We start from the raw sequence: 12,463 nt of genomic DNA, 5'->3' as shown, positions 1-12,463 counted from the left end.
GTCTATGGAGAAAGCGAGAATCTATAAATATTGTAATTTTTCCTGTAAAAATTAACTGTATTTCAATCGAGTTCTAAGTTTATTTGTTTACCATCGCATAAATATTTAGGATAATTAAGAGTTAAAGTAATTTTAGACACTGTGCTGAGATATATTTGTGTTATTAAATAAGTCTTAGCCGGCCTTTTTGTGAGATCTAGTACTGATTATGTTTGATAATTTAACCGACCGTTTAGGCAAAACCCTAAAAAATCTTCGTGGCCAGGGCCGATTGACAGAAGAGAATATTCAAGATGCCATGCGTGAAGTGCGTATGGCATTGTTAGAGGCGGATGTTGCGCTTCCTGTTGTTACTGCATTTATTGAGAAAGTAAAACAAGGTGCTTTGGGGCAGGAAGTGCAGGCAAGCCTTTCGCCAGGACAGGCGCTAATTAAGGTAGTGCAGGCTGAACTTGTTAGTATTATGGGGGAGGCAAACGAGGAGCTGGATTTAAAGGCTAATCCTCCTGCTGTTATTCTAATGGCTGGTTTACAAGGTGCTGGTAAAACAACTACAGTTGCTAAATTAGGACGCTGGCTGCAAGAGACAAAAAAGAAGTCTGTTGGGGTGGTGAGTGCGGACATATACCGTCCAGCTGCGATTAAACAACTGGAAACACTAGCTGATGATTTATCGCTGACTTTTTTTGAAACTGATGTAACGAAAAGCGCAGCCGAAATTGCGCTAAATGCCATTGAGCAGGCAAAAAGGAAATTCCTGGATGTCGTTATTGTCGATACCGCCGGACGTTTGCACATCGATGATGAAATGATGACTGAGATTAAGCAGTTGCATGCTGCAATTAATCCGGTTGAGACATTATTTGTTGTCGATAGCATGACCGGACAAGATGCTGCAAATACGGCCAAAGCGTTTGATGAGGCACTACCATTAACCGGAGTCATCTTAACGAAGACGGATGGTGATGCTCGTGGTGGGGCTGCCCTGTCTATTCGCTATATCACTGGGAAACCTATTAAGTTTGTTGGGGTCGGTGAGAAAACAGATGCTTTAGAACCCTTTTATCCAGATCGGGTTGCCTCTAGAATTTTGGGTATGGGGGATATGCTCAGTCTGATTGAGGACATTGAGCAGAAGGTCGATAAAGATAAAGCAGATAAGTTAGCTAAAAAGTTACAAAAAGGAAAATCCTTTGATCTTGCCGATTTTGGTGAGCAATTAGAGCAAATGCAGGGTATGGGTGGCGTCGGTGCAATGATGGATAAATTACCCGGTATTAATGAAGTGCCAAAGGAAATGAGGGATAAAGTCAATGATAAGGAATTGTCGCGTCAAATTGCCGTTATTCGCTCAATGACTAAGCAGGAAAAACGCCATCCTGATTTGATTAAAGGTAATCGTAAGAAACGTATTGCTTCGGGTTGTGGGCAAGAGCTGCAAGATGTGAATCGTGTTTTGAAGCAATTTAAAATGATGCAGAAAATGATGAAGCGCTTCAAAAAAGGAAATATGGCAAATATGATGCGTGGATTAAAAAGTAATATGCGCGGAATGCGAATGTAAATTTCGATTACTTGCTATGTTTTTTAGAATTTTGCTTCACATAAAAATTAAAACGCGTAGAATAGTTGGATTAAATTTGGTTAAATGTAATTTTTGAGGAAGTTAGATGGTAGTTATTCGTCTTGCCAGAGGTGGGCAAAAAAATCGTCCTTTTTATCATGTAGTTGTGACTGATAGCAGAAACAGCCGTGATGGACGTTATATTGAGCGCTTAGGCTTTTTTAATCCTTTAGCTAAAGGATCAGAGGAAAGATTAAGACTTGATGAAGAGCGCGTAGCGCATTGGCAATCAAAAGGCGCGCAGCCTTCTGAGCGAGTTGCTAAATTAATTAAAGATGCTAAAAAGCAAGCAGCTGCAGCATAAGCTTGGCTGAAGAATTTGTTTGTGTTGGTAAAGTTTCGGGCATTTTTGGTGTCAGAGGCTGGGTAAAAGTATATTCATATACTGAAACACGCGAAAATATACTGACTTACTCTCCTTGGACTTTAAAAAAGGGCAAGGAAAGCAAGGAAGTTCAAGTGATTGATGGCCGACGACATGGCAAAACAGTTGTGGCTCGTCTGGAAGGTATTAATGAAAGGGATGACGCAGCTCAATTAAATGGCTGGGAAATCTTTATTTATGCTGATCAATTGCCTAAAGCAGGGCAAGGTGAGTACTACTGGGCAGATCTTGTTGGATTGCAGGTTAAAACAGTCGAAGGTATAGATTTCGGTGTTGTCCAGCAGATGCTGGAGACTGGGGCTAATGATGTTGTGGTTGTCTCGGGGGAAAGGGAGCGTTTAATTCCTTTCTTACAAGGACAGACTATAATCAATATTGACCTGGTAGCGGGTGAGATGGTGGTCGACTGGGATGCTGATTTTTAATGCGTTTTGATGTGATCACAATTTTCCCGGAAATGATGCTTGATAGTGCAATGTATGGAGTTACTGGGCGTGCGATAAAACAGGGAATAGTTAACTTATCAGTCTGGAACCCAAGAAACTATACTTCGGATAGGCACAAAACAGTCGATGACCGGCCTTATGGTGGTGGTCCGGGGATGGTCATGAAGTATCAACCCTTAAAAGATGCTATAGATAACGCTAAAGATTCAGCGGATGCACGGTGCGTTAAAGTTGTTTATTTGAGTCCACAGGGAAGGCCTATAACTCAGCAGCTTCTGAACGAAAGTGTCGCCTTGGATCAATTGATTTTAGTCGCAGGGCGTTACGAAGGGATTGATGAGCGCTTTATCGAGGATGAATGCGAGGAAGAGTGGTCTCTGGGTGATTTTGTTATTAGTGGCGGTGAATTAGCAGCGTTGGTTGTCATTGACGGTGTGTCAAGATTGTTGCCTGGTGTTTTGGGTGATGATGAATCTGCACAGCAGGATTCGCATATGTATGGATTATTAGATTGTCCTCACTATACACGGCCAGAAGTTATTGAAGGAAAAAAAGTTCCTGATGTTTTGTTGAGTGGTAATCATAAAGGAATTGAACGCTGGCGGTTGCAGCAATCATTAGGGCGAACCTGGCAGAAAAGACCAGATTTGTTGTTGAATAAAGAATTAACAACGGAACAGCAGGCGTTGTTAGAAGAATTTAAAATTGAATTAAAGAATAAATAAGGTGCAGTAATGAGTAATATTATTAGTCAATTAGAAGCAGAACAGCTGAAAAAAGATATGCCAGTTTTTAACCCTGGCGATACTGTTGTTGTGCAGGTAAAAGTAAAGGAAGGCGAGCGCGAAAGATTACAGGCATTTGAAGGAGTAGTCATAGCTAAACGTAATCGTGGATTAAACTCGGCGTTTACAGTGAGAAAAATTTCTCATGGAGTGGGTGTTGAGCGTGTTTTTCAAACACACAGTCCTCTTGTTGGCGATATTCAGGTTAAACGTCGTGGTGCAGTGCGTAGAGCTAAATTGTATTATTTGCGTGACTTGTCTGGTAGAGCTGCACGTATTAAAGAAAAACTATAAGCATTACTTCTTGGTGATTCAAATAGAACGAGGTGTCTTAGGGCACCTTTTTTATGCTTGCTGGTTTGTTGGAAGGCGATTCTACAGTGTATATATTATCGAGTGATAGCCTACATATAGTAGGCTGATTAAGAAAACGTCATTGTTGAGCGATATTGCTTTATAAATTCCTGGATATATTAACTATCGTTTCTTCAATCAAAACACGATGGAGTTTTTCTGCTTCTGAGGTTTGTTCAATGATATTAGAATAAAAGGGTAAGTCTTGCTCTTCAAAACGATTGATGCCGCGCGCTGCCGGGTAATTAGTTGCCACGTAGCTTTTCGCTACGGAAACCGGGCGGACCCCGTCGCCGTTTTCGCGAAAAATAGTGGCGCGCATATCGATCTATTTTAAGACACTGCCATCTTTAGGTGGTAAATAAATTAACCCGCCTCGAGCGGTTCACGATTACAAGCCTCCGGCTTTGCCGGAGGTATTTGACTTGATTTAGTTTGCGAACAGCTTTAAACCTAAAATTTGCTTTGGTTTTTTAGTACCTCATAATTATTTGCTGGATTTACTGTGCCTGGATACCTAATTCTGAAAAGTTCAAGGATCCTTATGCTGCTGATATTATTCAATTCAGTGGCCTTCGGATTTGAAAATAAGGGGACCGAGAAAAACTCTTCATCAACATTGGATAGATTTGAAGCGGATGCTGAAGGTCTTGTAAAAGATGCTAAACAAGAAACTAAAAAAGTTCAGCGAGAAGTTAATAGCTATGGTCAAAAGGAACGCCAAAAACTGGATCAATTAAGTGCTGATGCATTGAAAGATCTTGGTGCCAGGGCGCATTACGACTTGGCTGTCATCGATCGGTTTCCATCAGCGTCACAATGTGCAGACTGTCACCCTAGAGAATACCAGGAATGGTCTGCGTCACCGCATTCTTATGCTCAAATCAGTCCCATGTTTAATGCGATGCAAGCTACCTTTATTAAACGTAGTAAAGGGACTAATGGCGATTTTTGTGTGCGTTGCCATACCGAAGTGGGCATGACTCTTAAAGAGCCTTTATTTACTGCAAACGCAAATCGTAGTGCGGTGTCAAGACAGGGCATTACATGTGTTGTATGTCATCGCATTGAAAAACCTTATGGGCGAGTAAGCGGACGATTTGGTCTGGAACAAGGTTCCATTAATGCCCCGATGTATGGCCCGCTTTCCAATGAGATTCTTAAACAAGTTATCGACAATGACAGTGTGTCTCCTGCTCCGGACATAAAGCCAGGTAGTGAACGCATTCATTCGCAGGCAGATAAAAGAGCATATTTCTCAAATGCTCAAATTTGTTCCATGTGCCACGATGTGAATTCACAAAATGGTTTTCGCCTGGAGGCAGCGTATACTCAGTTTCTGAATTCTCCAGCCAAAGCACGAGGAGAGACCTGTCAGGATTGTCATATGGGTAAAAAACCGGGGATAAAATCCGGTTATGCAAAAGGCCCTGTGGCGCATATAGGCGGATTACCCACGCCGATACAGAAAATAACCAATCATTCATTTCCTGGACCTGATTATCCGATTGTACACCCGGGGATATTTCCACACTCTACTGAAGGGCCTGAGATTGCATCGTTTGAAGACTGGTTTAGTTTTGATTACAAGGCTGGCTGGGGTTCTGATGTATTTGAAAGTGTCAATAATGATGGACACCCTTTCCCTGAAGCCTGGAAAAGTCATGAAAAAAGACGCAAAGCCCATGAGTTTATTCAGTTACAAATTGAACGTATGGCCAATTTTGATGTCGCACGTTATCAGTTACTAAGACGAGGTTATCAGTTTGGAAAATTTGTTGTTGAAGAGAATAATGATGAACAGATAGCCTTTAATGTCGAAATAAAAAATGGAACCGACGGACATAACGTGCCGACCGGTTTCGATTCGGAAAGACTGGTATTCGTCCAGGTGACTGTTGCCGACGCGGAAGGCAAAGTCGTATTTCGTTCCGGGGATCGTGATCCTAACGGCGATGTTCGAGATTTCTTATCCCGTTATGTGCATAACTGGGAAGTGCCTGCTGACCCATATTTACTCTCACTTGAATCTGACTTTTTGGGGCTGACTATCCGTGGAGGATACCGTCCTGAAATCCTGACTGTGAACTATTCTCAGACAGCACTTCCATTTATCCGCCCGAATACCGCGTCCAGCTTACTTACCGGAAGACCGCCGGATACCCGGAAGCTGGTCAGGTCCCTGTCTCCTCGTGGTACACGTTGGGGCGAATACAAAATCGATGCGGAGGCATTGACCGGGAATGGACCTTATACTGTTAACCTTAAATTTATTTCCCAGATGATGCCAGTACATTTGACCTGGGATGTCAGCGGTGTGGGATTTGACTACGGCCTGTCCGCTAAGGAAGTTGCTGATCGGATAGTAAAAGGAGCGATGGTCTTGTGGGAACACAATATTGTGCTGGATAAAAAATCTGGCATATTGGATTTGACGCCAACTGAAGATCAGATTATGAATTCACCTCCGCAATTGCATAAAGAGTCCTGGTTGCTAGATCTGGAACAAATTTTTTAGGTTCACTCCAATGTTTACATTCCTCTTAAAATAAACAAGGTAACAGTATGACGATACAAAACCCGGTAATCAGGGGGATGTTTGCTGTTAATCTAGTGTTTTCGGCAACAATAATTAGCTATCCTGATCAGGGCTATGCTCAGGAACAAAATAATAATGAAGCTATAACTTTCTGGCATAAATATGCTGCTGAAGCTCAGCAGCTAAAAGAACAGGCGCATCAAGCTTTTGAAAAAGAGATGGCGCATGTTGCAACGCTCAAAAGCCAGGCCGATGCTGACCTGAAAAAAGCAGTGCAAAAAGCTAAAAACAGAGTTCAAAATGCTGAACATGAAGAATTTGATGCTGCGATATCTGATGCTGTGAAAATCAAAAGCAAAGCAATGACTCAGTACAACAATAAATTAGCCGAAGCAGAGAAATTAAAAAACAAGGCCAATGCGAAGTTTGTAAATGATCTTGATAAGGCTAGAAAAAAAATTGATGCCATTGGGCAGGATGCAAAGCGAAAATTTGACCAGGAAGAAGCTAAGGTTAAATTGCTTGTCGAAGGTCAGAAAGCATCTGATGAAAAAGCACACCATCCTAAGGCGATTTCTTTGGCAGAGTCCGGAGCAACACTCTCTAAAGATGATTTAAAAAACATAACTGAATTGCCTGAACGCATCCAGCATACAGAGTTGAGTTCACGCTCAATTCCTTTACAAGAAGTACCTGAACGCCCTGATACACTTTTTCATCTTGGTGATTCTTTTTTTGGCAGTGGTCCAATTAGTAAAGGATTCGAGCTCCCAACAGGGGCAGTATGGCAGCCACAGTTTTTTCCATTTGGAACCTATAGCACAGCAGTGCAGACTTCCGATGATGGAAACCAGCAGGTCAGCGAATGGGTTAACTCGCTGGATATTTATGGTAACTTGAATCTTACGCCGACAGAACGTCTGCTAATCGGTTTTACACCCTTTGACAATAACGGTCAGTTCTCTGGTTACAATATATATCCGAAAGGGGAGGGTGTTGATGCGACTAATGGTCATGTGCAAGTCCTGTTTTTTGAGGGACGCTTCGATAGTCTTTTTCCTGGGCTGAAAAGTCCAACCGGAAACTGGGCCAGTTTTGACTTTGCCCTGGGGCGACAACCGGTTAATTACCAATCGGGAATATTAATTAACGATACCATTGACTCGATAGGTATTACACGGACATCTTTGAACCTGTTTGGTAGTGCTGAAGCGACTATTACAGGTTTGTTTGGCTGGAATTTTATAAATCGCAGCGATAATATACGCGATGACAAAGCCCAGTTAATAGGTTTATTTTCTACCTTCAATTATGCAGAACACCAGATAGAAGCGGATCTAGTCGTGGTTTACGATGTTAATGATAGCAATCCCAGCAATGGATTAAATTTTGCTTTTTCCTCATACCAGCAATTATGGGGAGTACTGAATACAACATTCAGCTACAACCAGTCAATTGCTTTAAATAAAGATACAACAGTTTCGCAAACAGGTGCGCTACTACTTTCCCAGTTTAACCTAACCCCGCCTTATACGGTTGATAATGCTTATATGAATGTATTCTGGGGAATTGGCGAGTTTACTTCAGCGGCACGAAACTCGAATGCTGGAGGTCCTCTGGGTCAGGTCGGTCTGTTGTTTTCTGCATCAGGTCTTGGAAGCTACGGACCGGCATTGCCCAGTGATGCGCAAAATATGTTCGGAGGTGCTATCGGATATGAGCGTTATCTGGGATCGATTCATAGAAAGATTATCTTTGAATTCGGAGGGGTTACCAAAGACAGTGCAATCGCTTTAGGTGCTCAGTTCGAACAAGCGCTAGGCAGCAATTTTTTATGGACTCTGGGTTCCTATGTAAGCCATCAGGAAAATCATAAGCGCAGCGTTGGTTATGGTGTTCGTTCGGTTTTTAGCGTCTTTTTTTAATCCAGCAAGCAGGAATCCTTAATGAAGTTTATCGCTACGATTATTTCAAAAAAGCTGTTTGCCTGGCCTTTACTTGCCTTTCCAGCGCTTTACATGTTGTTTCTATCTATGGAGGGTAGTTTAGGTGCCTGGAAATATTCTGATATGCAGGATTTTTTTGGCAACACAGCCATTAGTTGTTTGATATTTGTATTGTGCCTGACTCCACTGAAGCAGTTCTTTCCTAAATGGCCTGTTATCGCCGCGTTGAATGTTCACCGACGCGCGATTGGAATTAGTTGTTTTCTGTATGCATCATTTCACGCATTTCTCTATGTAAATCAAGCAGAAAGTCCGGTGGAAATCGTAAGAGATTTTCAGGAACCTGACCTGTTTTATCTATTTTTTGGACTGGCAGGCTTGTGTCTGCTCATTCCTTTATTTCTTACCAGTAATAATTTCTCAGTAAAACATTTAAAATATAAATGGTGGAAACGTTTACATCGCATTGTCTATTTAGCTGCATTTATATTGTTTATGCATCGCGGGTTTGGCGAAAATGAAGATTTATTCGGCACTTTGCTTATGTTCCTGCCATTAATTGTATTGGAAACTCTACGTATAGGCAGAAACTTTTTACAATTGCTATTTAAAGAGATACCCACAAAAAAGCAACCTCCGGTACCTGTCTGGAGCGATGAAAAGTTATTCAGTGTGGATAAGATTGTGGTTGAGTCGGATCAGGTTCATTCGTTTTACTTGAAACCGGGCGAAAAATTTAAATTGCCGAATTACAAACCCGGCCAATTTTTGACCTTTCGCTTTGACATACCTGGACAGGAAAAGCAGGTGGTTCGTTGTTATAGCCTATCTGATGCGCCGGGTAATGATTATTACCGCATTTCAGTAAAACGCATCCCGCCGCCGCGTGATAAACCCGAATTGCCGCCAGGTCTTTCTTCTTCCTTTTTGCACGATCAGGTTAAACAAGGCTACACTATAAAAGTGTTGGCACCCAATGGTAGTTTTTGTCTCCCTGAGAGAGGGAAACTCAATAAAATTGTCATGATAGGTTCTGGTATAGGAATTACACCTGTGCTCAGTATGCTAAATCACTTGCACAAATCCGGCATTAAACGTGGATCTGATATCTGGTTTTTCTATGGTGTCCGCAATGGCAGTGAACAGATTATGAAAGATCACCTGAAATCGATTGCTCAGGCAAACAAGCATCTTAAGTTGCATGTCTGCTACAGTGCTCCAGCAGAACAGGATAGGCTGGGAGAGGATTACCATATTGAAGGTCGCGTTTCCCTTGATTTATTGAAACAAATATTGCCAGGCAATGATTTCGATTTTTATTTCTGTGGCCCGGGACCGATGATGGCAGATTTAGCTGAAGGACTGGATTTATGGGGAGTCGCCGATGAACGTATTCATTTTGAAGCTTTCGGACCATCTACCGTCAAGCGCAAATCAGCTGCAGTTAAAGCCGATAATCAATATCAGGTGAAATTTGATCAGACTGGAAAAATCCTGACCTGGACGGGCGAAGCAGAGTCCACTCTTGAATTTGCCGAGGCTAACGGTATTACACTGCCTTTTGGCTGTCGTATGGGCAATTGCGGCTCTTGCAGCCAAAAACTGGTTAAAGGTGAAGTTCATTACCCGGTAGCGCCATCCTTTACGCCTGAGGAAGGTTATTGTCTGACCTGTAGTTCTATCCCCGCATCTGATATAGAATTGGCTTCATAATCCCAATATCAAGCAATACTTTGTTTTCTTATCTAGATCTAGCTATTTCATGCAAAGTCTATGTTTATCGATAAATAGGCAAGAATTGAAAGATGCAGCATTAGCAGCATAATAATTATATTGGATACTGATATTAGGCTCTAAATGATCTTGAGCATTTACACGAGGTTGTCTTAGTTGAAGTCCTATCGGCAAGGGCAAGATGTTTAGAATGGTTATGTTTTTTTGTTATTAGCAATTCTGTCTTGTAAATAACAGTTAGTTCTTATGACTCATTTTCCTGGAATAACACAATAGCTATTTCACCCTCATGAGAGACTGTTACATCAACAGTAATGGGTTGGCAGCAAACAGGGCAGTCTTCAATGTAGTTTTGATGTGTTTCAGAGCAGTCGATTAAAATATCTATGCTTTCTCCGCAATAAGGGCATTGTTTTTTGCGTTCTTCTAGTTCATTCATGATAAGTACCTCTGCTTAAGTTTGATCAGAAAATAGTGATGTGTCAATACTGCTATTCAATTAATAAAGTCTCCGTATTTTCAAGGAAAAATGTAAAAAATATGCTAATCAAGAGTGAATTACTTTGTGCGTATTTTATATTGCTTAAATTTAGCCCTTGAAAAAACATTCTTTACCCTTATATCGAGAAGATAATTTCAATTATTTTGGAGATATTTACATAATGACCGTTGAAGCTAAAAAAGAAACGCTAGGATTTCAAACTGAAGTAAAGCATTTATTACATTTAATGATTCACTCTTTGTATAGTAATAAAGAGATTTTTTTGCGTGAATTGATTTCTAATGCATCCGATGCGGCTGATAAACTGCGCTTTGAAGCACTTTCTAATGATGGCCTGTATGAAGGTGATAGCGATTTAAAAATTCGTATTGCGTTTGATAACGATGCAAATACAATCACAGTAAGTGATAACGGTATTGGTATGACGCGCGAAGAAGTGCAAGAGCATATCGGAACTATTGCAAAATCAGGTACTAAACAGTTTTTTGATGCACTAACCGGCGATCAGGCAAAAGACAGTGAATTGATTGGTCAATTTGGTGTGGGTTTTTACTCTGCGTTTATTGTTGCTGATAAGGTAACCTTGATTACGCGTAAAGCAGGTAGCCAGGAAGCAACGCTGTGGGAATCAACTGGTGAAGGTGAGTACACACTGGAAACAGTAGAAAAAACAAGTCGTGGTACGGATATTATCTTGCATTTAAAAGAATCTGAAAAAGAATTCCTGAATGACTACCGCTTAAGTTCTATCGTTAAAAAATTCTCTGATCATATTTCTTTACCTATTGTGATGGCGAAAGAAATTCCTGCTGTGACTGATGAAGAAGGCAATGAAACAGAGCCTGCAAAAGTTGAAGACGAAACGATTAACAGTGCTTCTGCATTATGGACTAAATCCAAAGATGAATTAGATGACGAAGCCTATAACGAATTTTACAAGCATGTAGGACATGATTTCCAGGATCCTTTGGCTCACGTACACAGTAAGGTAGAAGGCACTAACGAATACACAATGTTGTTGTATGTTCCTGCACGCGCACCCTTTGATATGTGGGATAGAGATGCAAAGCATGGTGTAAAACTTTATGTGCGTAAAGTATTTATTATGGACGATGCAGAGCAATTAATGCCGCGTTATTTGCGTTTTATTCGTGGTGTGATTGATACGGATTCATTGCCACTCAACGTATCACGTGAAATTTTGCAACAAAGCAAAAAAATCAGCACGATCAAAGCAGGCGCAGTTAAAAAAGTCCTGGGTTTATTGGAAGGGATCGCTACAAACGATAAAGAAAAATACGCTACTTTCTGGGCGCAATTTGGTAATGTGATCAAAGAAGGGCCAATTGAAGATCATAAAAACAAAGAGCGTGTAGCCAAGCTTTTACGTTTTGCTTCAACTCATGCGAATACTGATACACAAGACGTGTCTTTCGAAGATTATATCGGTCGTATGCAAGAGGGGCAGGATAAAATTTATTATGTCACTGCAGATAGTTTTACAGCGGCTAAAAATAGCCCACACCTAGAGATTTTCCGTAAAAAAGGTATAGAAGTTCTATTATTATCAGACCGTGTTGATGAATGGCTGGTTTCTAACCTGAATGACTTTGATGGTAAAGTATTGCAATCAGTTGCAAAAGGTCAATTAGACTTAGATAAATTCGATACTGAAGAAGATAAAAAAGAACAAGAAGAAACATCTAAAGATTTTGAGTCAGTGATTACGCAAATCAAAGATGTGTTAAAAGATAAAGTAAGTGAAGTACGTATCAGCCATCGTTTAACGGCATCACCTTCTTGTCTGGTGACTGAGCAGGACGCAATGAGCTTGAATATGGAACGCATCATGAAAGAAGCGGGCCAGGATATGAATATGTTTGGTATGGGTGCGACTAAGCCAGTGTTTGAAATCAATCCAGAACATGCTTTAGTGTTACGCTTAAAAGAAGAGCAAGACGATACACGCTTTGCTGATTTAACCCGTATTTTGTTTGATCAGGCAGTATTAAGCGAAGGCGGACAGTTAGATGACCCTGCCGAGTTTGTACATAACCTGAATGGTCTATTGCAGGGCTTGTTGAAATAAATACTTGGCATTGAGCTAGTGTTTGACGAAAAAGGCCGCTTTTCGCGGCCTTTTTTGTG

General features: G+C 41.1%; 11 protein-coding genes. 9 read left to right on the top strand and 2 right to left on the bottom strand.

All coding sequences use genetic code 11. From position 1 onward, the window contains the following. Positions 1-208: 208 nt before the first annotated feature. From ffh to rplS, 5 genes are all read left to right on the top strand, one after another. Positions 209-1,564, top strand: a complete 1,356-nt coding sequence (ffh, locus tag AU255_RS14075) for a signal recognition particle protein (RefSeq protein ID WP_080523571.1) — start codon at positions 209-211, stop codon at positions 1,562-1,564. Positions 1,565-1,670: 106 nt separating this feature from the next. Next, a complete protein-coding gene (gene rpsP, locus AU255_RS14070; RefSeq protein ID WP_080523570.1) occupies positions 1,671-1,928 on the top strand; it encodes a 30S ribosomal protein S16 in 258 nt (85 codons plus the stop codon). Between the two features lie 2 nt (positions 1,929-1,930). Beyond that, positions 1,931-2,434, top strand: a complete 504-nt coding sequence (gene rimM, locus AU255_RS14065) for a ribosome maturation factor RimM (protein ID WP_080523569.1) — start codon at positions 1,931-1,933, stop codon at positions 2,432-2,434. Then, on the top strand, positions 2,434-3,180 hold the full coding sequence (gene trmD, locus AU255_RS14060) for a tRNA (guanosine(37)-N1)-methyltransferase TrmD (RefSeq protein WP_080523568.1): 747 nt from the start codon (positions 2,434-2,436) through the stop codon (positions 3,178-3,180). The genes rimM and trmD overlap by 1 nt, the downstream gene beginning before the upstream one ends. A gap of 9 nt (positions 3,181-3,189) precedes the next feature. After that, entirely contained in the window at positions 3,190-3,534 is a 345-nt protein-coding gene (gene rplS / locus AU255_RS14055) for a 50S ribosomal protein L19 (protein ID WP_080523567.1), read from the top strand. 160 nt (positions 3,535-3,694) lie between these two features. Here rplS and AU255_RS14050 read toward each other — a convergent pair whose 3' ends face one another. Then, the gene (locus AU255_RS14050; RefSeq protein ID WP_080523566.1) at positions 3,695-3,916 is read right to left on the bottom strand and encodes a hypothetical protein; all 222 of its coding nucleotides are present in this window, start codon (positions 3,914-3,916) and stop codon (positions 3,695-3,697) included. A 222-nt stretch (positions 3,917-4,138) separates the two neighbouring features. Between AU255_RS14050 and AU255_RS14045 the strand changes: the two genes are divergently transcribed. Genes AU255_RS14045 through AU255_RS14035 form a run of 3 tightly spaced genes read left to right on the top strand, consistent with a single transcriptional unit; the run spans position 4,139 to position 9,792 of the window. After that, the gene (locus tag AU255_RS14045) at positions 4,139-6,112 is read left to right on the top strand and encodes a multiheme c-type cytochrome (protein ID WP_080523565.1); all 1,974 of its coding nucleotides are present in this window, start codon (positions 4,139-4,141) and stop codon (positions 6,110-6,112) included. Positions 6,113-6,159: 47 nt separating this feature from the next. Continuing rightward, complete coding sequence (locus AU255_RS14040) at positions 6,160-8,058, top strand: hypothetical protein (protein WP_080523564.1); 1,899 nt, start codon at positions 6,160-6,162, stop codon at positions 8,056-8,058. Positions 8,059-8,079: 21 nt separating this feature from the next. Continuing rightward, a complete protein-coding gene (locus tag AU255_RS14035) occupies positions 8,080-9,792 on the top strand; it encodes a ferric reductase-like transmembrane domain-containing protein (RefSeq protein ID WP_080523563.1) in 1,713 nt (570 codons plus the stop codon). Between the two features lie 265 nt (positions 9,793-10,057). On the opposite strand, the gene AU255_RS14030 is transcribed toward AU255_RS14035, so the two are convergent. Continuing rightward, positions 10,058-10,252, bottom strand: a complete 195-nt coding sequence (locus AU255_RS14030) for a CPXCG motif-containing cysteine-rich protein (protein WP_080523562.1) — start codon at positions 10,250-10,252, stop codon at positions 10,058-10,060. Positions 10,253-10,475: 223 nt separating this feature from the next. Here AU255_RS14030 and htpG point away from each other — a divergent pair, with 223 nt between their 5' ends. After that, positions 10,476-12,404, top strand: coding sequence for a molecular chaperone HtpG (htpG, locus tag AU255_RS14025; protein ID WP_080523561.1), 1,929 nt, complete (start codon positions 10,476-10,478; stop codon positions 12,402-12,404). The last annotated feature ends 59 nt before the right edge of the window (positions 12,405-12,463 follow it).

Source organism: Methyloprofundus sedimenti (genome assembly GCF_002072955.1).
In the GTDB taxonomy this organism is placed as follows: domain Bacteria; phylum Pseudomonadota; class Gammaproteobacteria; order Methylococcales; family Methylomonadaceae; genus Methyloprofundus; species Methyloprofundus sedimenti.
This window is presented reverse-complemented; position numbering and strand designations above follow the sequence as displayed.